Genomic DNA, 25,499 nt, shown 5'->3' with positions numbered 1-25,499 from the left:
AGTGGCGCCATTTACCCGGCAAATGAAACTGCATGGCCCATCTGTTTGGCAAAGGCAACATAACACCTGCTGCCAGCTCCCTGCTTAGTGCAGCGTGGCCAGGTAGCGCAGCTCGTCGCGCAGCTCATTGGTGGGCCTGAGGGTTTGCAGGCGGGTCAGCTGCTCGGCCGTGAGCACGGGGCGCAGCAAGGCTACCAGCTCCTCGGGGGTGTAGTATTTCATGGGGCGGGCCTTCAGGGCCTTGGTGACGGCCAGCACCTCGTGCTCCTGCAAATCCAGGGAGTTGATGAGGAAGTGCACCAGGGGGCGCGGCGCCGAAGCAATGGCAGCGCTGATGCCCGCCGTGGCGTGTTCGGGCTCGGAATGAGCGGCTACGGGACGGGCAACCAGGGAGGAGGCAACGGCGAGGCAGGCAATGACGAAGGTTTTCATGACGCTGAAGGGGCTTTGAAGTGAAATAAACCGAAAGCTTGAGCCTGTCTTTTCCGTTGGCGGCTCAGTGCCAGCGGGATGACGATTCAAAGATGGTTTATTGCCCGGCCGGCGTCAAGCAAGAGTGGATAGCCCCCGGCAGCGACCCGACGGGCCGGGCGTTTCAGCCTCTCAAACCCCCAAAAAGCCAGCCCGAGGGGCCGGCGGAAAGCTCATCGAGTGAAAAGTGGAATTCATCGGCCGGGGCGCGCCGCTGGTGGACCTACGGGCGGCAGCGCGCCTACAACCGCTTCAAGCCTGCCAGGGCCGTGGCATCGCCGGGGCGGATGAGCAGCACCTTGGTGTAGAGGGCGCGGGCCTCGTTCTTTTTACCCAGGTTGAGGTAGGTCCAGGCCAGCGACAGGTTCACGTCGTAGTCGAAGGGGTAAAGGTTGACGACGCGCTCAAAGTAGCGGGCGGCCTTGTCGTAGGCCTTGCGGTTGAGGAATATCACCCCTACCCAGTAGTTGGCCTGGGTGTTCTGCCCGTCAATCTTCAGGATGTCCTCGTACAGCTCCAGCATCTTGTCCACCTGATTCAGGGCATTGAGCGGCTTTATCAGGCCAAACTTGGGCTCGATGGCGTAGGGGCGCTGCTCCACGGCTTTCTGGTAGTAGCCGGCCGAGGTGGTGTAGTTTTTGGCCAGAAAGTAGAGCCAGCCCAGGCGCAGGTTCTGCTCGTAGGTGTTGCTGTACACGGCCTTGAGCGGGGCAATGGCATCGGCGTAGTCGCCCTTGGTTTCGGCGGCGTAGCTGGTGGCAAAGGCCGCCGACTGGTCCTGGGCCAGCCCGCGCCCGGCCAGGGCCAGGGCAAGGGCCAGGGAAAGAAAAGCAGGCTTTACCAGGTCCATGCGAGGGAGGCCGTCAGGGAATGGAGGTTGTACGATTGCAGGTTGTAGCGGTCGATGCGCTGCTCGGCGAGGTAGTGCAGGCGCAGGGCCAGCGAATACGGCAGCAAGATATGTAGGCTGGTCCCGCTGCGCCGGCTCATCTGGTCGAACAGGTTGAAGACGTAGGTGCCGTCGGCTTCGGCCAGCGTGGGCACTAGGCCCCAGCTGCCGAAGGCCTCGGCCCAGAGCCAGGGGCGCAGCCTCACCCCTGCCCCGAGCAGGGAATTGGGGTAGCGGCGCCCGCCCGAGAAAATCAGGCTGCTGCGGCCAAAGCCATACAGCTTGAGGTTGCCCAGCGGGTACACGGCGAGGCGCAGGTCGGCCTGGGTGCGGGTTGTGTCGGTGATGGTGCCCCCGTAGAGGCCGGCCTGGGCCGTCCAGTACGGCCGGGTGTAGCTCAGCGCCCCATACGCGAGGTAGCTGGGGTAGAAACGGGTGCCGTAGTAGCTGTTCAGGTAGTGGTAGCTGAGCTTGGCCCGCCAGGCCGGGGACAGCTGCACGCCCAGCAAGGCATGGTACTCCCACTGGCTGATGGGGATGAAGGGCGGCGGCAGTGGCCGCATGCCCGGCGGCGGGGGCGGCGGCGGCGGCCCCTGCACTTCCTGGTTGAAAAAGCTCAGCGACTGCATCAGCCCCACGCGGGGGCCGAGCTGGCTGCCCAGGCCCAGGCGCCAGAAGCTGGCATCGCGGCGGTGAATGTTGTCGCCTTGCTGAATGCTGCCTTCCACATCGGCGTAATTCACGGCATAGAAAGCGCGCAGGCGCAGCTGCCGGCGCAGCGGCTCCGACAGGCCCGACGCCAGGAAGGCCGCCTGCTCGCGCTGATTAAGCGCCAGGTGAGCCAGCACCAGGCCGTGGCGGGCGGTGGAGTCGAGGGCATCGGCGCGCAGGGCCAGGCCGTAGTGCCGCACCGCCTGCGCGTGCCGGCCAGTATTAAGCTTGGCCTGGCCCAGGCGGCGGTGCAGGGCCGGGTAGTCCTGCCCCAGCCGCAGCGCTTCCTCCCCTACCGAGTCCAGCGCCGCCCAGCGCTGCTGCAGCTGCAGGGCCAGGGTGAGGCTGTCGGCGTACTGAAAGTCGAGCAGACGCTGGGCGGCAACGGGCCGGCTGAGCAGGCCCAGGCTGAGCAGCAAGGCTCCTCCCAGCAATACAGCTGAGCCCGGTTTGCCAGGGCTTCCGAAGTAGAGCAGGCTCATGCGGCAGCCGAACAGAGAAGGTGAAGGGTTCTACCGGGCAGCTGCACCCGCAGCTCGGCCAGGGCGCCGTCCTGAATCAGCAGCTCCGACTCCTGCAGCAGCTGCTCGCGGCGGAAGTACTGCACCGTGGCCCGGCTGTGCAGGCGCAGGGCCCGGGTGGAGCCGGGCCCAGCCTCGCCCTGGGCCCAGCGCAGGCTGAAAGCCGGCCGCACGAAGCGGAAGAAGGGCGCCACGAAGTCCTGCGCCCACTTCAGAGCCGGGCTGCTCACCACCGTGAGCGGGAAGGTGTCGGTGGTTTCGGCCTGGGGCAGGTAAGGCAGCGGCACCCGGTAAGCAGCCCGGTACAGCAGGTAGAGCCAGGAGGTTTCGGGCCCGTAGTAGGCCGTGAAGCAGAACACGGCCTCATCGCGCTCGAAGTACGCCACGGCGCCGCTGTGCTGGCAGCGCAGGTAGGTTTTGTTGTAGGCATCGGTGAGCACCTCCCAGGTTTGAGCGCCACCCCCGGCTGCATCGGCGGCAGCTACGTGCAGCACGTAGCCCGGCGGCAGCAGCAGGGCCTGGCTGAGGGGGCGGTGGGCGGCGGGGTGGCTCAGGGCCTCGCCCAGCAGGGGCACCGCGAAGTGCCGCAGCTGCGAGGTCTCGGGCTTGTGCCAGCGCCCCCGGGCCAGGCCCACCAGCTTTTTCAGCGAAGCCGGCAGCTTCCGGGATTTGGCCGCGGGGGCCGCCGGCTCGGCTTTCGCCGGCCCCTCCTCTTCCGCGGTGGGTACCTCGCCCCAGGCCAGGGTCTGGGGCGGCATGGCTTCGGGCACCGCGTAGGGCAGCCCGGCCGACCTCGCCAGCGCCGGCGGCGAAGCAGAGACCTGGGCGGCAGGCTTTCGGGCCAGGTAGTACGCCAGCGGATACGCCAGGGTGCGCGAGCCGATGTAGGGCGTGGCCTGCACCTGAAAGTGCAGGTGGGGCTCGGGCGAGCGGCCGGAGCTGCCGCAGTAGCCCACCACGTCGCCGCGCCGCACGGGGTCGCCGGGCCGCACGGGCACGGAGTGGGGCCGCAGGTGCGAAAGCTGGGTGTAGAGGCCGGGCTGGTGTCTGATGACGATGGTGTTGCCCCAGTTCTGCTGCAGGTTTACCTGGCCGATGGGGTTGTCGTCGATGTGCTGCACCACTTCTTCCACCACGCCATCGGCCGGGGCCAGCACGGGCTTGTTGTAGCAGTAGAAGTCGTTGAGCAGGTTGCCGTCGCCGCGAAAGGTGCAGCCGTCGGCGTCGCGCACCACGAAGTCCAGCGCCTGGGACCAGTCGCCGCGGTGCGTAGGCCCGCCGTCGGCGTAGCCCTGGCTGCAGTGCCACTCGCCCAGAAAAGGCAGCGTGAGGGGGAAGTAGAGCTGATGGCTGAGCCGCACCTGGTCGGTGGTGAATGCGTAGAGGTTCTGCTCGGGCGAGTAGCGCTGGAAGGGCGTCAGCGTGAGGCCGCGGGTGGGCTTTTCGCGCAGCAGCAGCACGTACAGAAACAGGATGGCCGACAGGCAGAAAGGCAGGGAAAAGGCCGGCAGGCCGGCCTTGGCCAGCAGCGTGCTCAAGCCGCCAAGCAGCACCGCCGTGACTGGCACGCTCAGCAAAGCCAGGGCATAGGACATGGCACTGGGCACTACAAACACGCCCCCCACGGCAATGGCGGCCATCATATAGTTGGCGCCCAGGTTGTACGCCCCCCCTTCGGCGCTGAGCGTGCCGGTGAGCACGGCAAAGGCATAGGCCCCCAGGAAAGCCAGCAGCGAGAGCGAAAACGCGATGCGCGAGTGCCAGAGCAGGCCCAGCGCCACCAGCAGGCCACCCGGCACGCTGTCCAGGAACAGCACCGAGCTCAGGGCGCGCAGGTAGGTGGCCGGCAGCAGCGGCCAGGTCCACTCGCCCAGCCAGCGGGCCGCGGTCACCAGGGGCTCGCCACCCAGGGCATACAGGTCGTTCAGCCAGTAGATGCCCCGCTCGCTCAAGCCCAGCTGGGGCAGCTGCGCGGCGGTGGGCAGCAGCAGCCACAGCACGGCCATAAAAGGCAGCGACAGAAACGGCAGCCCCCGCCCCCCCAGCCAGCCGCCCATGGCCACCGACAGCAGCAGGGCCAGCAGGCTGCCTACGCCAATCAATGCGCCCAGCGCCCAGCTCGGCTCGTAGATGGTGCTCAGCGCCAGCCCCACCAGCAGGGAGTTGAAGCTGTAGGCGCCCACGTCGGTCCACTCCCGGTTGAGGCCCAGGACCCGGGCGGTGCCCAAGGCCAGAGCTGTCGCCAGCACGCCCGCTGCCCCCGCCGCGGGGTGGGCAAAGGTCACCAGCAGCAGCACCGTCGCAAACCCGCGATGCTGCGAGAAAAAGATGATGCTGTAGCTGTGCAGAAGGGCGCGCATTTTCAATTAACAATTATCAGTTAGCAATTAACAATCTACCTTAATCAGAGAGCAATTAGGCTACAAGATGCTGTTTCCAATTGCTCATTGTTCATTGCTAACTGTTCACTGTCAAATGAGCAGGCACCTGCTCCAGCTGTTGCAGGTATTCGAGGGTTTCGGCATGGCGAACAATATGCACCTCGCCGCGCTCGTCAATCAGCACGATGTTGGGGCGCAGGGTGATGAACTGCTGCCACTGGCTCATGTTGTAGGCGCCCACTTTGTGCACCAGCAGCTGGTCGCCGGGCGAGAGCAGGGGCAGGCTGATGCTTTCCCGCACCACGTCGATGTTCATGCAGAGCGGGCCGTAAAGCACGGTGTTCTCGGTTTGGGCCGAGTACTCGCGGGTAGGGCTGATGAGGTGGTCGTACCAGAAAGAAGTGAACAGCAGGTTTACCCCGAAGTCGAGGATGGTGGCGCGGCGGCCGTCGGCCAGGCGCTTGGTGGCCAGCACCGAGCCCAGCAGGTAGCCGGCCTCATCCACCAGGGCGCGGCCGGCTTCGAGAATGAGCAGGGGCAGCTCGTCGGGGCGGAAGCCGGCGCCCAGCAGGGCCTCGCTGATGGCCTCGGCGTAGTCGTCGAGGGGCGGCACGGTGTCGGGGCCGGGCAGGTAGGCGCCTTTCAGGGTGTTGGTGGAGGGGAAGCCGCCGCCCAGGTCGAGGTACTGCACCTGCACCTGCAGCTCGCGGCGCACCCGCTGGGCCAGCCCGGCCAGCTTGGTAGCGGCGGCACCGTAGGCCGCCGGCTGCAGCACGAAGGTGCCGATGTGGCAGTGCAGCCCCACCAGCTCCAGGCGGCCGGCGGCCACGATGCGCTCCAGCGCCTGCCAGGCCTGCCCGCTTTCGTAGTTGAAGCCAAACCGGTCCCACTGCGGGTAGATGCCGGCGTCGAGGTTTATCCGGATGGCGACGCGGGGCCGTTGCGGCAGGCCGTCGGCCAGGTCCAGCAGCAGGTGCAGCTCGTCGGCATGGTCGAGGTGAATAACGGCGTCTACCTCAGCGGCCCGCAGCAGGTCGGCGCGCGACTTGCCGGGGCCGTTGAACAGAATCTGCTGGCCGGGCACGCCGTTGGCCAGGGCTTTTTCCAGCTCGAAGCCCGATACCACCTCGGCCCAGGAGCCCTCCTGGTGAAACACCCGGCACACCGCATTGAGGTAGTTGGTTTTGTACGACCAGGCAAACTGCACCTGCGGGTAGCGCGTGCTGAAGGCCCGCACTGCCGCCTGGTAGCTGCGCCGCAGCTGCCGCTCACTCAGCACAAAAAGGGGCGAGCCAAAGCGCTGGCTCAGCTCCCGCAGCGGCACGCCGTCGATGGCCGTCACCGGCTGCACCCCCGCCCGCGGGCCGAACTTATTCAGCGGCCCGCCATTGAGCTTGCGGATGAGAGGACGTTCGTAAGGCTGTTTCATTGCCGTTGTCAGCGTGATTTAGTGATTCAGTGAGTTAGTGATGAGGTGAAAAGACGTGTCATTGCGAGCGGAACGCAGTGGAGCGCGGCAATCCTTCCTCTAGCACAAGTCGCCATGAAGTTGTGAGGAGTTATAATTCCCACTGCAAGAGTAAGCGTCAGGCTTTTCACACCCTTAGGCTGGTCGCTGAGAACAGGACGGATTGCTTCGTCCTTCGTCCTCGCAATGACAGGGGCCGCAACAGTTTCATAACTCCCCTCCTGCTGCCATTTGCTGAAACTCGGTGTGGTCAGTTATGAGGTCCCAGGCGTAGCGGATGAACATCTTACCTACTGCGTACTCCGTCAGCGGCGGCGTTTCCAGGCCTAGGGCCAGGCGCAGCAGCTGGGCGGGCTGGTTCTGGCCGGCGGCGGCGGTAAGGTATATCCAGGCCGGGAAGCGGGGGTTTATTTCCATGATGAACAGGTCGCCGGCCGGGGTGCGCATGATTTCCAGCTCGAATCCTCCCCGCCACTGGGTGCGCTCCACGAAGCGGCGGGCCAGGGCCAGCAGGGCCTCGTCGTGAATGGTGATGCCGGCCCAGGCCTTGCCTTTGTCGGTGATGTAGAGCTTGCGCATGGGCACCACGCTCAGGGCCTGCCCGCGGCCGTCGCCCAGCCCGGCGATGTTGATTTCCTGGCCGGCCACGAACTGCTGGGCAATGAGCGGCACGCCCCAGCGGGCGCTGAGCTGCTGAAAGGCCTGCTCGGCCTGAGCCTGGGTGTAGGCCACGGTGGCGTCGTAGAAGCGGCCTTTCAGCACCAGCGGCCAGCCCAGCTGACCAGCTGCCGCGGGCAGCTCGTCCGGGTGGTGCAGCCGGCAGTCGGCGGGCACGTGCAGGCCGTGGCTGGCCCCAAACGCAGCCAGGTTGAGCTTGTCGCGGGCCTCGAGCTGGGCCAGGGTGGGCAGCACGGTGCGCAGGCCGCGCCGCAGCAGCTGCGGCGCCAGCCGAATCAAGTTGTAGAGCTCGGCGTCGAAGTTGGGGATGAGCACGTCGAGCTGCTCCTGGGCGTGGATTTCCTCCAGCCGGGCCAGCAGGGCTTCGGTGCCGGCCGAGGGGTAAGGTAGCTGGTAGGTTTTGGCAAACAGGCCGGGCAGGTAGATGCCTGGCTCCAGGGCCTCGTAGCACAGGCCGATGAGGCGCACGTCAAAGTCGGGACTTTCGAGCAGGGCGCGGGCCACGGCCACGCCCGGGCCGGGGCTGTCCACGGCGTTGAGTCCGGTGACGGCCACGGTCAGGCGCGGGCGCGCGGCACCGGCTTCGGATGTAGGGCTGGTAGGGGCGGGACTAGTCAAGCAGGTTGTGTTCGCGCATTTGGGCCACAAGGTCGTCCCAGTCTTTGTCGAGCTGATGGGCTTCCACCTCGTAGCGGGCCATCAGGGCGGCTTTGGCAGCGCCGGGCGTCTGCTCCTCTCTCAGCAGCCCTAGGATTTCGATGGCCACGGGATTGGCAGAAAAAGAGTCGCCGGTGGCCGGGTTAAAAAGCAGGCCGGCGGCGCTGATGGCAATGGTGGGTTTCAGTTTCATGTCAGAAAAAAGGAAGGTTGTTGATGTGCTGATGGGGAAATGTGCTGATGTGGAAATGTGATAATGTGGAAATGTGCTGATGTGCTGATTTATTGATGAGCTGATGAGCCGATGCGAAGGGGGTAGGCTGCTACTGATGAGCTGAATCGAACCAGGGTTGCCTGCAGTTGGTAAAGCCTCGCCATTCTCCATTTCACTGCTCACTGCTCATTGCTCACTGTTAATTGTTCACTGTTAATTGTTAACTGTTAACTCCCTTCAAGGCGCTACTTCCAGCCAGCCTTTCAGCTTGCGGCCGTTGGTGTAGGTAACGAGGTAGTAGTAGAGCCCCGCCGCGCCGGCCCCGGGCCAGCGGAAGCCCCGCTCGTCGGACTGGTAAACCTGCTGGCCCCAGCGCGAGAAGATGCGCACCGTGGCGAAGCGGGCATCGCAGAAGTCGGTGGGCAGGTCGGGCATGCTGAAAAAGTCGTTTCTGCCGTCGTTGTTGGGCGTGATGATGTTGGGCAGCTCAAACGCCACCGTGTCGGCAGTGGGCACTACCCTAAACTGTACCAGCAGCTCCCGCGGAATGGGCTGGCAGGGCTCGGTTTCGGTCAGCCGGAAGCGCACCAGGCGGGTGGCCGGCGCGGCCAGGCTGCAGTCGGGCGCCCAGCGGAAGGTGGCGCTGGCCTGGCCGGCCCCGTTCTGGGCCGCAAACGTCATGCCCGCACTGCCCAGGTCGAAGTTTTGGCCGGCCGCCGACAGCACCAGGGCGTTGCGCTCCCGGTCGGTGCCGGCCAGGGTGGCGGTAAATACGTCGCCCCGCGCCACGGTCACCACTACGGGGGCCGCAGTTGGCGCTGGGGGGAAGGAAGACGTCAGCACCGGGCCGGTGTTGAGGCTGGGGGCGGCCGTAAAGGCCAGGCGCAGCGTGTCGCGGCGGGGCAGGCTGCAGCCTTCATCGGCCACGATGATGTCGAGCAGAAACACCCGGCCGCCGGTATCGGCACAGTTGGGAAAGCAGAGCGTGGTCACCAGCGTATCGGGGGCGCCGGGCCCGCGCACCGTGCCCACGCTGCTGCTGGTAAACACCGGCGTGGTCCCCGTGAAGTTGACGGGCCGGGTGGTGATGGTAAGGCGGGTGTTGGGGTCGGGGTCGGTGGTACGGATGCGGATGCAGCGCGCCACGTCCGACACGATGCGCAGCGTGTCGCGGCCCGGCTGGTAGAAAGCATTGCCGGCACCGCTGGCCACGCGCACGGTGGGCTGGGCATTCTGCGGGCAGCTCAGCACGTACAGCTGGAAGTCGCGGCGCGTCTCCCCTATTTTCACCCCCCGCCGGTACTCCGCGCAGCGCACCCCAAACACAAACAGGCCCAGGCGGTTGGGCCGCACCGTGAGCCGGCCCGTGCGCGGGTGTATGCCCAGCGCCGGGCTGCCCGGAATCTGGTTTTGCGGGCCCAGGCCGGTCGTCCAGACAACCGGGGCGTAGGGCGCCGGCGCAGCCACCGCGGGGGCCGGCACCATGCTGGAGGCGTGGCCATTGAGCGGCGTCACCATGTCGTAGGCCAGGGAGTCGCCGTCGGGGTCCTGCCCGCCGAAGTCGTAGTAGAAAGTCTGCCCCAGGCAGGCGTAGTCGCCCAGCGGGGGAAAAATGCGGGGCGTGGAGTCGACAAACGGCTGACCGTTGCGCACCACGGCCGGAAACTCCAGGTAAAAGGCCTGGGCCGCGGCCCCCGGATCCACGATGTTGGTAATGGCCAGGTTGCGGCAGCAGCGCTCCACGGCCACATAGTAGCCCGCCACGCTGTTGAACGTGCCCGGCAGCAGGGCAATGCTGCTTTGGTACACCAGCTTGCGCGTGCGCAGGGAGCCGGTGGCGCAGGCCGGGTTGGTGTAGCTCACGAAGGTGTCGCTCACGCGGGGCAAGGGAATGTCGGCCATGCGCAGGTTGTTGGCCTTGTCGAATATGCCCGCCATCAGCGAAGCATCCAGGGCGCCGGCACTGCCATTAACATCGTCGAAATACAGATTCAGGGTAAGCAGGTACTGGCTGCCGCTCTGGTGCTGCAGGTCCAGCTCGCCGCCCACAATGTGTGTGGCGCGGGCCTGCTGGGGCAGCCACAGCGCAACCATCAGAACCAGCAGGGCCCAGCCGGGAAATAGCCTGTACATAGAAATAATAGGGGCTTGAACACGTAACGCCCAGCCGGTGGCAGCGGGGTTAAAGGGGGAGGCAGATAAACCGTCGGTATCGAATAAGGTAAGGTAGTACAGAACACGCATAATTGAGCAGCTGGCCCGACGCCCGGTCGGTGGGTACCCTGGCGATGCCAGGGCACCCACCGACCGGGCCGGATTTCCAGCGCTTAGCTGTTGCCGCCCGTGCGGGTGGTATCGGAGCTGGTGGTCGTGGTGGGCTTCTTGCCACACTCCTTCCGGTCGCGGGGCCGCACATCTTCTGTTTTACAGGACACTACCGACAGGCTGCCGGTAAGCAGCAACAGGCCAAAGCCTAAACGAAAAAGCGTGGATACTTGCATGAGATGAATGAGTAAAAGGGTGAAAAATGCAGTGCGAAACTCTATTTCGGGTCTAGAGCGTACGGGGCTTCGCGGAGTGGAATTCCGCGTTACGGGCACTTAGTTGCCGCCCACGCGCAGGCCGCTGGGCACCCGGGCGGGAATGGTTTGGTCGAAGCTGCTGGAGCTGAGCGCGCCCAGGAAGGCAATAATGGCCTGGGGGTCGGTCACGCGAACGTTGAGCAGGGGGTCGCGCTGGTTGGGTGCCACGTTGGGGTTCAGGGGCGGGCGGGGGCCGGGGCCGGGGTCGTAGAAGCGCAGCACGGCCTGCAGGTCGGGCAGCTTGCCGCTGTGCATGTAGGGCGCCGTGAAGGCCAGGTTGCGCAGGCTGGGGGTGCGGAAGGCATAGCTGCCGTTCGGGCCGGAGTCGGAAACCTGGTTTTTCTCGTTGTCGACCACCCCCAGCACGTGCAGCTGGTAGTCGCTGAGCATGGGGCCGCTGTGGCATTTGTTGCAGCCGCTCTGCACAAAGGCATTCAGGCCGCGCACCTGCTCGTCGCTCAGGGCCGTTTTATCGCCGCGCAGGTAGCGGTCGAAGGGCGTGTCGGTGCTCACCAGGGTGCGCTCGAAGCAGGCCAGGGCCTTGGCCAGGTTGCCGGCCGTGATGGGCGTGCTGCCGCCAAAGGCCGCGCTGAACAGGCGCTGGTACTCGGCAATGCCGCGCAGCCGTGCCACGAGGGAATCCAGCGCCAGGGCTTCGCTGTACTGGTGGCCGCGCATCTCCGAGAAGTTTGCCAGCGGGCCCAGGGCCTGGCTTTCCAGCGACAGGGCGCGGTTGTCCCAGAACATAGGGGCGGCACTGGGCTGGCTGCTGCCATCGGCCATCATGCCATTAAAAGCCGTGTTGAGGACGCTGGGCGTGTTGCGCGGGCCGAAGGGAATGCTGTTGGGGCTGCGGAAGCGGCGGGCGGCACCCGTGCCCTGCCCGTTTACGCCCACGGCCAGGTCGAGGCCGTCGGCGTAGCCCGCGGCGGGGTGGTGGCAGCTGGCGCAGCTCACGTCTTTGCCGCCCGACAGCACGGGGTCCCAGAACAGCACCCGGCCCAGGGCCACCTTGGCCAGGGTGCTGGGGTTATCGGCGGGCGCCGGCACGCTGAGTGGCAGAGCCGAGAAGCCGGCAGTGGCCGCCGCGCTCACGGGGCCCTCTTCTTCTTTCTGGCAGGCAACAAGCAGGAAAAACCCGACGGCAAGGGCCCAGGCGGTGCTGAGCAATGATTTCCGGGAAGCCATGTAAATGGAGATTAAGAAGGAAAACCAAAGGCCGGCCAGGGAGCCAGCCTGGCTACTTAGCCCAAATGTCCTGGGGCCCTCTACTAATCTGCAATTGCAATCGACAGGCAAGGAGGGGAAGCCGCCCGTTGGCAGCTTCTGCCCGCCCACTACAGCCGGGCCTGCTGGCTGCAGCAGGCAGAAGCACGGCATCGACCAGCTTGCCGGGTTGGGCGTTGAAAACAGGCCACCCGACGTTTGGCCGGCTCTTGCAGGCAGGCGTTCAGTAGCTTGCAGGCCTTTCCCTCACATTCTGCTTTTTGTGCCTCCCTCTTTATTCCGCGCTGCTTCCACCTGGCTGCTGCATGCCCTGGTCTGGGGGCTGGTAGCCGTGCTGCTCATTGCCCAGCAACCCGACTACCCGGGGCCCAAGCCGCCGGAGTTCTGGGTAAAGCAGGGCGTGGTATTCGCCCTGCTGGCCGCGCTGTTTTACCTGAACACCCAGTGGGCCGTGCCGCGCCTGCTGCACCGCCGCCAGGCCCTGGCTTTTGTGGGGCTGAATGCCGCGGCCGTGCTGCTGGTGCTGTTTGTACACCAGCAGGTAGAGCTGCGCCTGCACGTGCCGGAGCTGGTGGCCCGGGCCCGCGAAGCCGCCCTGAACCCACCCAACCCCTGGTGTGCGCCGCGCCCCCACCTGCAGCCCGGCCCCGAAGAAGAAGGCGGCGGCCTGCTCAACCCCGGCATCCTGCTCATGGCCCTGATGGTGCTGGGCATTGCCAGCAGCCTGGCCGCCATGAGCCGGGCCCAGCGCGACGCCGAAATCCGCCTGGAGCTGGAGCGTCAGCAGGTAGCCACCGAGCTGAGCCTGCTCAAGGCTCAGATAAACCCGCACTTCTTCTTCAACACCCTCAACAACATCTACGCCCTCACCCACATCGACGGCGAGCAGGCCCGGGCCGCCCTGCACCGGCTCTCGCGCATGATGCGCTACGTGCTGTATGAAACGCCGGCCGGCACCACCCGCCTAAGCCAGGAAATCAACTTCATGCGCGACTACATCCAGCTCATGCACCTGCGCCTGAGCAGCCGCGTGACGGTGGAGTTTCACGCCCCCGACCCGCCGCGGCCCGACCAGCCCATCGCGCCCATGATTCTGCTCACCTTCGTGGAAAATGCCTTTAAGCACGGCGTGAGCGCCACCGCGCCCAGCACCATCTACATCAGCCTGCGCCAGCCTACCCACGACAGCGTGGAGCTGCTGGTGCGCAACACCTTGTTTGCCGAGCGGCCCGACGAGGACGACGAGCCCGGCGGCATCGGCCTGGTGAACACCCAGCGCCGCCTGGAATTGCTGTATTTTAACCGCCACACCCTTACCGTGACCGAGCGCACCACCGCCGGCGACTACGAAGTATGTCTCAGCCTGAACCTGCTCCCCTGACCATTCGCTGCATTGCCGTCGACGACGAGCCCCTGGCCCTGGGCCTGGTCTGCTCCTTCATCAACCAAACCCCTTTCCTGGAGCTGGTGGGCCGCTACGAAAGCGCCGTGGCCGCCCTGCGTGCCCTGCACGAGCACCCCGAGGTGCAGCTGCTGTTTCTCGACATCAAGATGCCCGACCTGAGCGGGCTGGAGCTGGCCCGCGTCATTCAGAGCGGGCAGCAGCGCGTCATCTTCACCACGGCCTTCAACCAGTACGCCCTCGAAGGCTTCCGCGTCGATGCCCTCGACTACCTGCTCAAGCCCTTCAACTACGAGGAGTTTCTGCGGGCTGCCCTCAAGGCCAAAGCGTTTTTTGAGCTGAAGCAGGCCGGCACCTCTCCGGCGGCGCCCACCCCGGCGGCAGCTCCGCTCCCCGCCCCGGCCGACTCGGCCAACGACCACATCTACCTGAAAGTGGAATACCAGCTGGTGCGCGTCGCCATAGCCGACATCCTGTACGTGGAAGGCCTCAAAGACTACGTGAAGGTGCACCTGGCCAGCCAGCCGCGCCCGCTGCTCTCGCTCACCAGCCTGCGCAGCATGGAAGAAAAGCTGCCCGGCCGCCAGTTTATGCGCATTCACCGCTCCTACATCATCGGCCTCGACCACATCCAGGCCATTGGCCGCGGTACCGTCCAGATTAAAGGCGAAACCATCCCCGTCAGCGACGGCTACCGCGAAACCTTTGACCAGTTTTTCAGCAAGTGGAAGTAAGAAAACCGGAAGCCTACTGCTGACACTGCATTGCTTAAACCCGAGCTTATAGCCTGACTTCAAACGAGGTTGGCGATGTCAGTCAAAAAGATTATTTTTCGGCTTTACTCAACCAACCTGTATGTTTTTACGCTCTCTATCAATAAAAGACATGCGCTCCATTGGAGACTTGTCCATTGATTTTACCCAGGAAGGCAAGGCCGGGCAATTAGTCACCCGCAAACAGACGCTACTGCTTGGGCAGAACGGCACGGGCAAGAGCAGCCTGCTCCGCGCCATTGCGCTGCTAACGGCGGGCAGCAGCGCCCTCGGCGAGTTGCTGGGCAATGCGGATGAATGGATTCGCAACACGGCCAAGCAATGCGTACTGGAGGCAGTTCTGACTACCAAAGACGGGGAACCGCGCCCGCTTCGCTTAGAACTCAATCGCGGCAACTCGCTCAAGGATGTTATAAGCAACAATGCTGAATCCATTAACCTGCTAGAAGCTGCGCTCGAACACGCCGAACGCAATTACTTCGTAGTGGGGTATGGAGCGTCGCGTCGCCTCAACACGGGCGAAAATGCCTGGTTTTCACAGCGCGGCACTTTTCAAAGTGCCCGTGCTAACAACGTGTCTACGCTATTCAGAAACGACGCCGAACTCAATCCGCTAACGGCCTGGGCCATTGACCTGCATTATCAGACTGATTCCACTACCGAAGGACTGGATATTATTCGCGAGTCGTTAGAAGGACTTTTACCCGGAGTTAGATTTCACTCAATCAACAAAGCAAAAAAGCAATTGCTTTTTGAGTCTACCGACGGAATAGTGCCCTTGCATCTGCTCAGCGACGGCTATCAGAACATGACAGCTTGGATTGGCGATTTGCTCTATCGTATTTCCAGCTCGTTTCACGATTACAAAATGCCGCTTAATGCTCGGGGCTTGTTGCTTATCGATGAAGTGGATTTGCATATTCATCCAGTCTGGCAGCGGCACTTGCTTAATTTCCTGAAAAGCAAGCTTCCCAATTTCCAAATTGTCGCTACCACGCATTCGCCGCTGACGGCACAGCAAGCTGCCGAAGGCGAACTGTACAGCTTGCAGCGGTCAGCCGCAACTGACAACGTGGAGCTGGTACCTTTTTATGGTGACCCCCAGAAAATGCTTCTGCACCAGCTCATGCTATCCGATGCCTTTGGCGTGGAGACAGACGAATCGCTCGTAGCGGTAGAACGCAAGAATGCTTACCGTGCCTTACGAAACAAGCCAAAGCTCTCCCCCAGCGAACGCAAGAAAATGCGGGAGCTTTCCGATGACATCAGGGTGCTGCCTACTGCGGCCGATTACCCTAATGCTTTAGTCAGCAAGGAACAGATGGTTCTCATGAACGAATTAGCCAAAGAACTAAGCAAAAAGGGCATATGATTAGGCTACAACGTAACCGCAAGGCCGTTCCAGCTGAGTACCACGGTTCCATTCGGCTCGCGCGGGAACGGGAGCTGATTGAGATGGCCCGGCTGGTTCAACCCGATAGCAAGGGAAAAATGAACTATATTTTCAACAGCAAATACTGGAAAAAAGCCAAGCCCCAATTAATAAAGGAGTCGTTTGGCAAATGCGCCTATTGTGAAGCCCCGACCAATGCCGTAGCTCATGGCGACGTGGAGCACTTCAGGCCTAAATCGGTGTATTGGTGGCTGGCTTACTGCTACGACAATTACCTTTATTCCTGTCAAATTTGTAATCAAAAGCACAAAGGCAATAAATTCCCCGTAGGGGCCTCCCCATGGACCGGCCCTGACCTGCTGCAGGTAAAAGAAGGTGAACTGGGGGTCGACCCCTTGGCCGGGCAAGCTTTGCTTGATGAGTTTCAAGCTGCATTCGCCTCGGAGCAAGCCGAGTTGCCCAATCCTTACGATACCGACCCAGAGCCTTTTTTTATATGGAAAGCCGATGATGTACTGGGGGAAGTAGATATTCTACCAAACCCAAACCACCCCAGCGCTGGCCCCGTATTTAAGGCTATAAAAGACTGCTACGGCCTGCAGCGCAAGGAGTTAGCAGCCCTCCGATACCAGGTTTATAAAATATTCGAGGTGAGTAAACTTGCCACTTACGCGCAGCTTCCACAACCTTTGGCCGCGGGCTTTGCGCTTCAGGTGCAGCGAATGAAAGATGCAAGCGCACCATTTGCCGGCATGATTCGCTACTTCGACACGATTATCAAGCCCAGCTAAGCCATGTCTTAACCGACGATAATCAACAAAACAGGGTAGGTTCATGCGCAAGGAACGCATGAACCTACCCTGTCCCTTACTTACCAGGCTTTTACTTTTTGATAAACAGCGCCGACACCCAGCTGCGCAGGGTGGTGTGGCGCTGGTATTCCAGGTTCTGCCGCTGGGCTTCGGCGGTGATTTTGTCCAGGTCCTCCTCATAGAAGCCGCTGAACAGGATGGGGCAGCCGGCGGGCAGCAGGCGGGCGTACTCATGCATGTCTTCGAGCAGCACGTTGCGGTTGATGTTGGCCAGGATGAGGTCGAAGGGAGCTTCGTCGGCCAGGGTTTCGACGCCACCCAGGCGGCACTCGATGACGCGGCAGCTGTTTTCGGCGGCGTTGTCGCGGGCGTTTTCTACCGTCCAGGGCTCTACGTCCACAGCCAGCACCTCGCGGGCACCCAGCATTTCGGCCATGATGGCCAGGATGCCCGTGCCGCAGCCCATGTCCAGCACGCGCTTGCCCTGGTGGTCTACGCCCAGCTGGTTTTCCAGCATCAGCGCCGTGGTTTCGTGGTGGCCGGTGCCGAACGACATGCGCGGCATGATTACGATGTCATACTCCACGCCTTCGGGCTTGGGGTGGAACGGCGCCCGCACCGACACCTTATCGGCAATCACCAGGGGTTGAAAGTTCTTTTCCCACTCGGCATTCCAGTTCTGGCGGGTGATGACGCGGTGCGAGTAGTTCAGCTCGCCCAGGCCCAGGTAGCGGGCCATGATTTCGGCCACCGCATCGGGGTTGAATACGTCTTCGGTGGTGTAGGCGCAAAAGCCCTCGTCGTTGTCTTCGAAGGTGTCGAAGCCTACTTCGGCCAGCTCGGCCACCAGGATGTCGGCCAGCTCACGCGGGGCCTGAACGGTCAGTTCAATAAAGTCCATGAGTTAGGTGTTAGGGACTTAGGTCTTAGGGATTAGGTTTTAATAATCAAGGGCTGATTGCCACCTAATTCCTAAAACCTAAGTCCCTAAGACCTAATTGCGGCATCCGGCGAAGGAGCGCACTTTGGTGTAGTGAATGGCGAAGTCGGCCTTGCCGCGGTCGGGGGTGACGAACAGCACGTAGTCGGCAAACTCGCGGTTGGGGGCATCGGCCCAGAGGCCGGCTTTGTCGGCAAACAGCTTGTTGCTTTCCTTGAACACCACCAGGCTGGCGAAGGCTTCTTCCGGCTCCACGTACACCGTGCCGAAGCAGTAGCTGCGCCGGCTGGGGTCGGTTTCGAGGTACACCGAGCCGAAGATGCGGCAAGGCTCCAGGGAGCCGGCCGGGGCCGCTACCGGCGCTTTGGCGGGGCTAAAGGCCAGCAACGCAGTGAGGATAAAGGAAAGCATGGCTTTTTGAATTATAAATTTTGAATTATGAATTATAAATTATAATGGGAGGCGGTCTGGGATATAACTCTAGGATAAATGGGGCGCGGCGTTCAGCTATGCCTTGCAACCAGTGATGAGGAACAGCGCGATGCCCCGGCTTCGTTCATGCTGGTTGACCAGGCCAAAGATACTATCGGCCCTAGATTCCGACCTGCTGGGGGCTGCTCCTGGGTGCCGCGTACCGCTCAGCGCTTGCTGGCCTTCAGCGACGGCACCGGCTCCCCAGGTAAGGGACGTTGGTAGCTGTTCCAGAAATCGGGCCGGTAGCTGGCTTGCAGCAGCTGGCTGATTTCCCCCCTGGCCAGCTCCGGCTCTTTCACTGAGTCCGGAACCGGGGCCCCGGCCGGAAGGGGGCTAAAGAACTCCTCGCAGGAAGCCTGGCTGTAGAAAGCATTGCCGCCCAGCATGCGGCCCGCCGTCAGGTTTTGGGCCACGCTGGTGCTGATGTGGTAGCGCCCATTGTCGCCCTTGCGGTAGGTGACTACGTGGGCCTTGCGGTTGTCGGAAAACACCTGCGAGTACAGGCGGGCGGTTATAACGGGGCGCCCGTAGTACTTGCGGGCCGTGGAGTTCCACATCAGGGTATCCTGTATCCAGAGCGCCTCGTAGCGTACCACGGCGTAGTCCTGCTCCCGCACGTAGATTCGGCCGGAGTACCCGCCGGTGAGGTACATGCCCGTAACCCGTTTGCTGGGCCGCTTGGCGGCGAAGCGCAGGATGTAGAACGTTTCGCCATCCCGGTGCTCGATGCTGTCCAGCGTCAGCGCATACCGCCCTACGGTTTTGGCTTTGAAAAGTGGCGAGATGCGCACCGGGTCGGCTCCGGCCGTGTAGAAGCCGTGTCCGCCCTGGGAGTAATCGGCTTGGCGCAGGGGCCGGGGCGCCGGCACCACTACGTGGGACTCCAGCACCTTATGGGTTTCCTGCGGTCCCAGCATCAGAAACCCTCCCATCCACTCGCGAAAGCCTGCGGGGTGAAGGATATGGCTGAGGTACTCTACCTCGTGGCGCAAGGTGTCGAAGCTAATGAGCCGGCGGCGCGAGTACACCTGGGCGGCGTGGTCCTGCTGCTGCTCGTAGTTGGCAGTGGCGTTCCGGATAACGTTTTTCATAATCCGCCGCGGGTCCAGCGACCGGCCGCTCACCTGAACGTTGGCCAGGGTGAAGGAGGCCGGCGCCAGCTGCACGCTCAACGGGCTTTCTGCCCCGGGAGCCGGCAGCAGCTCGGGCTCGTAGCCAATGCTGCTTACCTGCAGGGTTTCGCCCCGGCGCACGGCCAGCTGAAAGCGGCCCTGGGCATCGGCTACCGTACCGACGCCCCGCCCGGGCACGGCCACCGTAGCGAAGGGCACCGGCCGGGTAGTCTTACGGTCGGCCACCGCACCGCTGAGCATCAGCAGCTGGCCGGACGGGCGGGAGAGCACCGGGGCGGGCTGCGGGCGGCCCGGCCGCCGGGGCGCAGGGGCTGGTGCCGCAGCTACTTCTGGCTCGGTAGAGGCGGGCACTGCCCCGTGGGGCGGAGCAACGGTTTTCAGAAACAGGAAGCCGTCCACTACCTCGCTCCAGGGGCCGGTGAAGGGTGTATATTCAAAGGCATAGGTGGTCAGCGGCCGGCCGGGAGCGTCGTGCTTGAGGCTTACAAAGCAGTAGTCATTTCCGCTGGCCAGCAGCTCGGCTTCCAGGCTGCCGACCGCGGGCGCGGGTACTGGCTGGTAGCCTCCATAGTTTGGAAACCCGTGGGTGCCACCACCGGCCAGGGTACCGAGCACATACACCGCGTCGGGCCCCAGGGCGGCTTTCACGGCCCGGCCCATGGGGCGGTAGGTCTGGATTTCGGCGTTGTCCAGCACCTCGGCTTTATTAGAGAGATGCGGCAGGGCGCCCCAGCAGATGACCTTTTCCTTGGGATGCTGCCGCAGGTACCATAAGAGGTTGTCGGCCATCTGCGCATCGCGGGGGTTGCTGTCGGTGGCTTTGAACTCCGCTTCCCCTTTCGTGCCGGGGTCGTTGTGGGCGTAGTCGCGGGCCAGGGCCTGCAGGCTGCGCAGGGTTTGCAGCCAGAAGCGGGCCCGCTCCTGGCGAAGCGGGCTGGTGCCGGCCGCCACCTTTTCGAGCAGGCGCCGGGCCTTGCCAAGCTGCAGCTCGAACAGAGCCAGCTGGTGGGAGGGCGGAAACAGGAAGCTCTCCCCCATGGTGCTCAGGCACTCGTCGAGGTAGTCGTAGGCAATGCCGTCGGCCCCTTTTTCCGGCTTCAGGAAGGCTTCGAGCTCGTCCAGCAGCTCGTCCTGGTAGCTGCCGCTGAGCTGGTAGTCGAAGCCGGCTACCCGCAGGCCACGCCGGCCCAGCAGGGGCAGCACTTGCTGAAACTCCCGGGTGCCGGTCCAGACCCCAAACACGCTGCTTTCGAGCGCTTCCTGCACCTTGGTACCAGCCTCAATGCGGCGCTGGGCCAGGTCCAGCTCATACAGGCCGCTTTCGAAGGCCACGGTGGTGAAGCCCATCCGCCGCTGCAGAAACCGCATCAGCCGCACCTTGGCTTCGAACACCGTGCCTTCGCCGTGGGTGGGCTCGCCCAGCATCACAACCCGGGCGCTGCCTATCTCCTGAGTCAGAAACTCCAGGTCCGCAAAGCTGCTGTCGCTGGGGCTGATGCTACGGATGGGATGAATAGGCAGCGGTGCCGTGGCGGGCTGGGCCGAGGCACTCAGCAGACGGCCGCAAAACAGGCTCAACAACAGCCAACGAAGGGAAACAGGCATCACTGTAGATGAAAAACGAATTCAATAGTGCCTGAAAGATAGGCGGCCCTCCTTGCGGGCAGGGTTAAAAAAACGGCGTGCCTTATGCCATCCCTATAACCGTTCCTGGTTTAGTACCAGAGCAAAAAAGGCGAGAGTTGAAAGTTAAAAAGCAGGTTCACCAGCTTTTAACTTTCAACTCTCGCCTTGGGCTCGCGATTTAAAATTTATATTGTCATAAAATACAATACAAATTAAAAATTTGCGGGTGTGCTATCTAAAAAGCAAATCCATTAAAACGACTTAATAATTTCGGTGAAGTCACGCGACTTCAGCGAGGCGCCGCCGATGAGGCCGCCATCCACGTCGGGCTTGGCAAACAGCTCCCGGGCGTTCTGGGCGTTGGCCGAGCCGCCGTACAGGATGGTGGTGTTCAGGGCGGCTTCGGCGTCGTAGGCGCGGGCGATGCGCTCCCGGATGAAGGCGTGCACTTCCTGGGCCTGGTCGCTGCTGGCGGTTTTGCCGGTGCCGATGGCCCAGATGGGCTCGTAGGCGATGGTTACCTGGTCGAACTCCTCGTTGCTGAGGTGGAACAGGCCATCCTGCAGCTGCTTGCCGATGAAGTCGAAGGTTTCGTTCATCTCGCGGGTATCCAGCGACTCGCCTACGCAGAAGATGGGCTTGAGGCCGGCGGCCAGGGCAGCTTTCAGCTTCTGGCCCAGGAGCTCGTCGTCTTCGCGGAAGTACTGGCGGCGCTCGGAGTGGCCCAGAATGACATACTCGCAGCCAATAGAAGCGAGCAGCTTAGCCGACACTTCGCCGGTGTAGGCGCCACTTTCCTTGTGGTGGCAGTTCTGGGCACCCAGGTGGAAGCGCGAGCCCTGGGGCAACAGCTTGCCGATGCCGTGCAGCAAGGGAAAGGGCGGGCAGATAACCACCTGCGGCGCGTTGGGGGCGGCGACTTCATCGGCCACCATGTTGGTGATTTCCGACACCAGGGCGAGGCCGTCCTGGTAAGTCATGTTCATTTTCCAGTTGCCGGCAACAAGGTTTTGGCGCATAAGCGAGAGCAGTAAACGTGTAAGAATTGACTGCACAAAGCTAACAGGCAAACCAGCAGGCAACGCCAGCGCCCATGCCTGGGAGCGGGCCGGCTAGTGTGACGCCTGCTGCCGGGCCGCCTCCGCGGCGGCGGCCGACGCTACTTCCCAGGGCTGCAGCTTGCGGCCCTGCTGGGCCAGCACCAGCCCCAGAATAGCCACCACCACGGCCCCTGCCATCGCCACCCAGGCCAGGTCGGGGTGTTCGCTGAGACGGGCCACCCAGATGCCTACCAGCGCCCAGGCGGCCACCAGTGGCAGCGTGCGCTCCTGGAACACCCGAGTCAGAACCAGCACCAACCCCAGCATTAAGGCCAGCACGCCGTAGGCCATCATGGTCGAAAGCTCCAGGCTTACATCCAGCCCGGCTACGTGCAGGCCAATGGCAATGTTGAGCACGCTGGCCACCAGAATCCAGCCCAGGAACAGGGCGAAAGGGATGCTTACCCAGCGCGGCGCCACCCCCTGCAGGCGTATCAGGTCGCGGGCCGTGCCGTAGGCCAGTACCGTAGCTGCCAGGATAGCCAGCATGGTCAGCACCGAAGCCAGTATCTGTTCGTGCGCAAACAGCAGCACCCAGGCCGCGCAGCCGAGGTTGGCCACCAGCAGGGGCTTGGCCACTTCATCCGGCAGCGGATTGGCCCGCTGCCCCGGCAGCAGCTGCCATACCGCATACACCAACAAAGAAAAGAAAATGAGGCCCCAGATGCTGAAGGCATAGCCGGCCGGAGTCAGCAGCGTGGTGTACTTAGCGGATACCTCGCCCATGGACTGCCCGTTGAACTGCCGGGTGTTGGAAAAATAGCTTACCGCAATGTTCACCAGAACAGCCAGGGCAGCCAGCCAGCGCCAAAGAGGTTGAGCTACAGAATTTTGGTCCGTCATTTCTTGCAGAAGAAACTGATTATATTGTAAGTAAACAGGAAAAGGACTGCAACCTACGCATTAAATGTGGCTGATGGATTCATTTTTCAGGCACTAAAACCCCGGTGCGGGGCTATTTGCCCAACGGTTTTCAGAGCTTCTCGGCCAGAAACCGAGCCGTGTGGTTGCTGTCTTTCAACGCCACCATCTGCTCGGGCGTGCCCTCAAACAGCAGGTGCCCGCCGTTGAGGCCGCCCTCGGGGCCGAGGTCAATAAGCCAGTCGGCGCACTTGATGATGTCCATGTTGTGCTCGATGATGAGCACGGAGTTGCCCTGCTCCACCAGCGCGTTCAGGGCCGTGAGCAGCTTGCTGATGTCGTGGAAGTGCAGGCCGGTGCTGGGCTCGTCGAAGATGAACAGGATTTTATCCTGCTGCAGGGTGGCGCCTTTGGTGAGGAAGCTGGCCAGCTTCACGCGCTGGGCTTCGCCGCCGGAAAGGGTGTTGGCCGACTGCCCCAGGCGGATGTAGCCCAGGCCCACGTCTTCGAGGGGCTTGAGGCGCTCGGCCACCTTGGGCTGGCTTTTGAAAAACTCCACGGCGTCGGACACGGTCAGCTCCAGCACTTCGTCGATGCCTTTGTCCTGAAACTTGATGTCGAGCACGTCCTGCTTGAACTTGCGGCCGCCGCAGCTTTCGCAAGTCAGGTAGATGTCGGCCATAAACTGCATCTCAATCTTCACCTGGCCTTCGCCCTGGCACACCTCGCAGCGCCCCCCTTCGATGTTGAAGGAGAAGTGCGAAGGCTTGAGGCCGCGGGCCTTGGCCAGGGGCTGCTCGGCAAACAGGCTGCGGATGGTGTCGTAGGCCTTCACGTACGTCACGGGGTTGGAGCGCGACGACTTGCCGATGGGGTTCTGGTCGACGAACTCCACGTGCGACACCTGGCCCTGCACGCCGGTCAGCTTGTCGAACTTGCCCGTGCTTTCGCCGGCGCCGCCGCCCAGCTGCTTCATCAGGGCCGGCGCCAGGATGCGGCGGATGAGCGTGGATTTGCCCGAGCCGGACACGCCCGTCACCACCGTCATCACGCCCAGCGGAAACTTCACGCTCACGTTTTTGAGGTTGTTTTCGCGGGCGCCGGTCAGCTCCAGGGCATTGCGCCAGGGGCGGCGCACCCGGGGCACGGCCACCTCCATGCGGCCGCTCAGGTACTGCCCGGTGTAGGTTTCGGTGTCGCGCAGCAGCTCGTCGTAGCTGCCCTGGAACATCAGGTTGCCACCGCCGCTGCCGGCTTCGGGGCCGATGTCGATAATCTGGTCGGCGGCTTCCATCATCTTTTCCTCGTGCTCCACCACCACCACGGTGTTGCCGAGCTGCTGCAGGGAGCGCAGCACGCCGATGAGCTGCTCGGCATCTTTGGGGTGCAGGCCGATGCTGGGCTCGTCGAGCACGTACATGGAGCCCACCAGGGCCGAGCCCAGGGAGGTAGCCAGGGAGATGCGCTGGCTTTCGCCGCCGGAGAGCGTGTTGCTCAGGCGGTTGAGGGTGAGGTAGCCCAGGCCCACGCGGTTGAGGTAGCTCAGGCGGTTGGTGATTTCCGTCACGAGGCGCTCGGCAATCTTGGCTTCGTGCTCGCTCAGGCTCATGTTGTGGAAGAACTGCTCGGCCTCCGCGATGGGCAGCAGCACCAGGTCGGCAATGCTGCGGCCATCGATTTTCACGTACTGGGCATCTTTGCGCAGGCGGGTTCCCCGGCAGTCGGGGCAGGTGGTACGACCCCGGTAGCGGCTCTGCAGCACGCGGTACTGAATCTTGTGGGTTTGCTCGCTCACCCACTTGAAGTAGGCGTTGAGGCCTTCGAAGTACTTGTTGCCGGTCCAGAGCAGGCGCTGCTCGGCCTCGCTCAGCTCGTTGTAGGGGCGGTGAATGGGGAAGTCGAAGCGGATGCCGTTTTTGAGCAGGGGCTTGAGCCACTCACCCTGCTTTTCGGTGCGCCAGGGGGCAATGGCCCCCTCATACACCGTCAGGCTCTTGTCGGGAATCACCAGGTCTTCATCAATGCCCAGCACCGAGCCGAAGCCCTCGCAGGTCTGACAGGCGCCGTAAGGGTTGTTGAAGGAGAAGAAGTTGACGCTGGGCTCCTCAAACACCTGGCCATCCAGCTCAAACTTATCGGAGAAGGTTCTATTAGTTGTCAGTTGCTCGTTGTCAGTTGTCAGGCTCTTATCCGAACTGACAACTGGCAACTGACAACGGACAACTAAGGCACCATGGCCCTCAAAGAAAGCCGTCTGCACCGAGTCGGACAGGCGGAACAGCAGGTCTTCGTCGCCGGGCTTCAGCACGGCGCGGTCTACCATGATGTACACGTCGCCCTTCACTTCGGGCTTGCCCTCCCCTATCAGGTCTTCGATGAAGGAGGTTTCGCCATCTACCACCACGCGGCTGTAGCCTTTCTGCAGCAGCAAATCCAGCTCCTTGCTCATGGGGCGGCCTTTTTCGGCCGGCTGCAGCGGGGCCAGAATCATAGCGCGGCTGCCTTCGGGCAGGCCGCCCAGGAAGTCGACCACGTCGGCTACGTTGTCTTTGCGCACCTGCTCGCCGCTGACAGGCGAGTAGGTGCGGCCCACGCGGGCGAAGAGCAGCTTGAGATAGTCGTAAATCTCGGTGCTGGTGCCCACCGTCGAGCGGTTGTTCTTGATGCTCACCTTCTGCTCGATGGCAATGGCTGGCGAGATGCCCCGGATGTAGTCCACGTCGGGCTTGTCCATGCGGCCCAGGAACTGGCGGGCGTAGGAGCTAAGGCTTTCCACGTACATGCGCTGGCCCTCAGCATACAGCGTATCAAAGGCCAGGCTGGACTTGCCCGAGCCGCTCAGGCCCGTCACTACGATAAACTGGTTGCGGGGCAGGGCCACGCTCAGGTTTTTCAGGTTGTGCACCCGCGCGTTTTTGATGAGAATAAATTCGCGGGGGTCGAGCTGGTCGATGGGGTCGGCGGCGGGCGCGCCTACTTGCAGAGCAGAGTTTTTGGGCATGAAAAGACTAACAGCGGGAGGCGGGCGGAAGGTTTCGGCGGGGGTGGAAACCAGACTACGAAAGTACGGCTGCCTGCCAGGCAAAAGGAATACTTTCTACTATAGAAGCTGTTTAGGAAGTCGGGGTTGGGGCGATTTTGCGCAGCAACAGGACGGTAAAGGCGAGCCAGTGCCAAGCCAGCCAG

At 63.0% G+C, this 25,499-nt stretch carries 20 protein-coding genes; 4 read left to right on the top strand and 16 right to left on the bottom strand.

All coding sequences use genetic code 11. The features are described 5' to 3' along the window. Nucleotides 1-84: 84 nt before the first annotated feature. From ABD919_RS17870 to ABD919_RS17825, 10 genes are all read right to left on the bottom strand, one after another. Nucleotides 85-432, bottom strand: coding sequence for a hypothetical protein (locus ABD919_RS17870; protein WP_345237415.1), 348 nt, complete (start codon nucleotides 430-432; stop codon nucleotides 85-87). A 280-nt stretch (nucleotides 433-712) separates the two neighbouring features. Continuing rightward, complete coding sequence (locus ABD919_RS17865; RefSeq protein ID WP_345237414.1) at nucleotides 713-1,321, bottom strand: tetratricopeptide repeat protein; 609 nt, start codon at nucleotides 1,319-1,321, stop codon at nucleotides 713-715. Next, complete coding sequence (locus tag ABD919_RS17860) at nucleotides 1,309-2,553, bottom strand: bacterial transcriptional activator domain-containing protein (RefSeq protein ID WP_345237413.1); 1,245 nt, start codon at nucleotides 2,551-2,553, stop codon at nucleotides 1,309-1,311. The genes ABD919_RS17865 and ABD919_RS17860 overlap by 13 nt, the downstream gene beginning before the upstream one ends. Beyond that, entirely contained in the window at nucleotides 2,550-4,952 is a 2,403-nt protein-coding gene (locus tag ABD919_RS17855) for an urea transporter (protein ID WP_345237412.1), read from the bottom strand. Before ABD919_RS17855 ends, ABD919_RS17860 begins: the two co-directional genes overlap by 4 nt. Nucleotides 4,953-5,049: 97 nt before the next feature. Beyond that, entirely contained in the window at nucleotides 5,050-6,402 is a 1,353-nt protein-coding gene (locus tag ABD919_RS17850; protein WP_345237411.1) for a type III PLP-dependent enzyme domain-containing protein, read from the bottom strand. Between the two features lie 246 nt (nucleotides 6,403-6,648). Further along, entirely contained in the window at nucleotides 6,649-7,737 is a 1,089-nt protein-coding gene (locus ABD919_RS17845) for an ATP-grasp domain-containing protein (RefSeq protein ID WP_345237410.1), read from the bottom strand. Then, nucleotides 7,730-7,969, bottom strand: coding sequence for a PqqD family protein (locus tag ABD919_RS17840; RefSeq protein WP_345237409.1), 240 nt, complete (start codon nucleotides 7,967-7,969; stop codon nucleotides 7,730-7,732). Before ABD919_RS17840 ends, ABD919_RS17845 begins: the two co-directional genes overlap by 8 nt. A gap of 258 nt (nucleotides 7,970-8,227) precedes the next feature. Next, nucleotides 8,228-10,123 (bottom strand): T9SS type B sorting domain-containing protein, encoded by a 1,896-nt coding sequence (locus tag ABD919_RS17835; RefSeq protein WP_345237408.1) that lies wholly within the window; start codon nucleotides 10,121-10,123, stop codon nucleotides 8,228-8,230. A gap of 194 nt (nucleotides 10,124-10,317) precedes the next feature. Beyond that, on the bottom strand, nucleotides 10,318-10,491 hold the full coding sequence (locus tag ABD919_RS17830) for a hypothetical protein (RefSeq protein WP_345237407.1): 174 nt from the start codon (nucleotides 10,489-10,491) through the stop codon (nucleotides 10,318-10,320). A gap of 99 nt (nucleotides 10,492-10,590) precedes the next feature. Further along, nucleotides 10,591-11,760: a cytochrome-c peroxidase gene (locus tag ABD919_RS17825; RefSeq protein WP_345237406.1), complete on the bottom strand. Its 1,170-nt coding sequence runs from the start codon at nucleotides 11,758-11,760 to the stop codon at nucleotides 10,591-10,593. 301 nt (nucleotides 11,761-12,061) lie between these two features. On the opposite strand from ABD919_RS17825, the gene ABD919_RS17820 reads away from it, so the two are divergent. The 4 genes from ABD919_RS17820 (at nucleotide 12,062) to ABD919_RS17805 (ending at nucleotide 16,158) form a co-directional block, all read left to right on the top strand. Beyond that, entirely contained in the window at nucleotides 12,062-13,180 is a 1,119-nt protein-coding gene (locus ABD919_RS17820; RefSeq protein WP_345237405.1) for a sensor histidine kinase, read from the top strand. Then, nucleotides 13,177-13,935 carry a LytR/AlgR family response regulator transcription factor gene (locus ABD919_RS17815; protein ID WP_345237462.1) on the top strand — a complete coding sequence of 253 codons (759 nt, stop codon included), beginning with the start codon at nucleotides 13,177-13,179 and terminating at the stop codon, nucleotides 13,933-13,935. Before ABD919_RS17820 ends, ABD919_RS17815 begins: the two co-directional genes overlap by 4 nt. A gap of 121 nt (nucleotides 13,936-14,056) precedes the next feature. Beyond that, on the top strand, nucleotides 14,057-15,346 hold the full coding sequence (locus ABD919_RS17810; protein ID WP_345237404.1) for an AAA family ATPase: 1,290 nt from the start codon (nucleotides 14,057-14,059) through the stop codon (nucleotides 15,344-15,346). Continuing rightward, entirely contained in the window at nucleotides 15,343-16,158 is an 816-nt protein-coding gene (locus ABD919_RS17805) for an HNH endonuclease family protein (protein WP_345237403.1), read from the top strand. Before ABD919_RS17810 ends, ABD919_RS17805 begins: the two co-directional genes overlap by 4 nt. A gap of 91 nt (nucleotides 16,159-16,249) precedes the next feature. Here the strand turns inward: ABD919_RS17805 and prmA are convergent, their stop codons facing one another. The 6 genes from prmA to uvrA all read right to left on the bottom strand — a co-directional run bounded on the left by prmA (nucleotide 16,250) and on the right by uvrA (nucleotide 25,314). Then, nucleotides 16,250-17,080 carry a 50S ribosomal protein L11 methyltransferase gene (gene prmA / locus ABD919_RS17800; protein ID WP_345237402.1) on the bottom strand — a complete coding sequence of 277 codons (831 nt, stop codon included), beginning with the start codon at nucleotides 17,078-17,080 and terminating at the stop codon, nucleotides 16,250-16,252. Nucleotides 17,081-17,173: 93 nt separating this feature from the next. Beyond that, nucleotides 17,174-17,530, bottom strand: a complete 357-nt coding sequence (locus ABD919_RS17795; RefSeq protein WP_345237401.1) for a 7(1) septoil knot domain-containing protein — start codon at nucleotides 17,528-17,530, stop codon at nucleotides 17,174-17,176. A 227-nt stretch (nucleotides 17,531-17,757) separates the two neighbouring features. Next, a complete protein-coding gene (locus tag ABD919_RS17790) occupies nucleotides 17,758-20,331 on the bottom strand; it encodes an erythromycin esterase family protein (protein WP_345237400.1) in 2,574 nt (857 codons plus the stop codon). A 272-nt stretch (nucleotides 20,332-20,603) separates the two neighbouring features. Further along, on the bottom strand, nucleotides 20,604-21,371 hold the full coding sequence (gene tpiA / locus ABD919_RS17785) for a triose-phosphate isomerase (protein WP_345237399.1): 768 nt from the start codon (nucleotides 21,369-21,371) through the stop codon (nucleotides 20,604-20,606). Nucleotides 21,372-21,464: 93 nt separating this feature from the next. Continuing rightward, complete coding sequence (locus tag ABD919_RS17780) at nucleotides 21,465-22,295, bottom strand: hypothetical protein (protein WP_345237398.1); 831 nt, start codon at nucleotides 22,293-22,295, stop codon at nucleotides 21,465-21,467. Nucleotides 22,296-22,425: 130 nt separating this feature from the next. Further along, nucleotides 22,426-25,314 (bottom strand): excinuclease ABC subunit UvrA, encoded by a 2,889-nt coding sequence (gene uvrA, locus ABD919_RS17775; RefSeq protein WP_345237397.1) that lies wholly within the window; start codon nucleotides 25,312-25,314, stop codon nucleotides 22,426-22,428. Nucleotides 25,315-25,499 lie beyond the last annotated feature (185 nt).

The organism is Hymenobacter saemangeumensis (assembly GCF_039541835.1).
In the GTDB taxonomy this organism is placed as follows: Bacteria; Bacteroidota; Bacteroidia; order Cytophagales; family Hymenobacteraceae; genus Hymenobacter; species Hymenobacter saemangeumensis.
The sequence above is the reverse complement of the archived record's forward strand: the minus strand, read 5'-3'. Positions and strand labels throughout refer to the sequence as shown.

Coding starts and splice junctions, on each gene's coding strand:
- ABD919_RS17780 (WP_345237398.1), bottom strand. CDS start 22,295: ATGACGGACCAAAATTCTGTAGCTCAACCTCTTTGGCGCTGGCTGGCT.
- ABD919_RS17835 (WP_345237408.1), bottom strand. CDS start 10,123: ATGTACAGGCTATTTCCCGGCTGGGCCCTGCTGGTTCTGATGGTTGCG.
- ABD919_RS17865 (WP_345237414.1), bottom strand. CDS start 1,321: ATGGACCTGGTAAAGCCTGCTTTTCTTTCCCTGGCCCTTGCCCTGGCC.
- ABD919_RS17870 (WP_345237415.1), bottom strand. CDS start 432: ATGAAAACCTTCGTCATTGCCTGCCTCGCCGTTGCCTCCTCCCTGGTT.
- ABD919_RS17825 (WP_345237406.1), bottom strand. CDS start 11,760: ATGGCTTCCCGGAAATCATTGCTCAGCACCGCCTGGGCCCTTGCCGTC.
- ABD919_RS17855 (WP_345237412.1), bottom strand. CDS start 4,952: ATGCGCGCCCTTCTGCACAGCTACAGCATCATCTTTTTCTCGCAGCAT.
- ABD919_RS17830 (WP_345237407.1), bottom strand. CDS start 10,491: ATGCAAGTATCCACGCTTTTTCGTTTAGGCTTTGGCCTGTTGCTGCTT.
- uvrA (WP_345237397.1), bottom strand. CDS start 25,314: ATGCCCAAAAACTCTGCTCTGCAAGTAGGCGCGCCCGCCGCCGACCCC.
- ABD919_RS17840 (WP_345237409.1), bottom strand. CDS start 7,969: ATGAAACTGAAACCCACCATTGCCATCAGCGCCGCCGGCCTGCTTTTT.
- ABD919_RS17805 (WP_345237403.1), top strand. CDS start 15,343: ATGATTAGGCTACAACGTAACCGCAAGGCCGTTCCAGCTGAGTACCAC.
- ABD919_RS17810 (WP_345237404.1), top strand. CDS start 14,057: ATGTTTTTACGCTCTCTATCAATAAAAGACATGCGCTCCATTGGAGAC.
- ABD919_RS17795 (WP_345237401.1), bottom strand. CDS start 17,530: ATGCTTTCCTTTATCCTCACTGCGTTGCTGGCCTTTAGCCCCGCCAAA.
- ABD919_RS17860 (WP_345237413.1), bottom strand. CDS start 2,553: ATGAGCCTGCTCTACTTCGGAAGCCCTGGCAAACCGGGCTCAGCTGTA.
- tpiA (WP_345237399.1), bottom strand. CDS start 21,371: ATGCGCCAAAACCTTGTTGCCGGCAACTGGAAAATGAACATGACTTAC.
- ABD919_RS17850 (WP_345237411.1), bottom strand. CDS start 6,402: ATGAAACAGCCTTACGAACGTCCTCTCATCCGCAAGCTCAATGGCGGG.
- ABD919_RS17790 (WP_345237400.1), bottom strand. CDS start 20,331: ATGCCTGTTTCCCTTCGTTGGCTGTTGTTGAGCCTGTTTTGCGGCCGT.
- prmA (WP_345237402.1), bottom strand. CDS start 17,080: ATGGACTTTATTGAACTGACCGTTCAGGCCCCGCGTGAGCTGGCCGAC.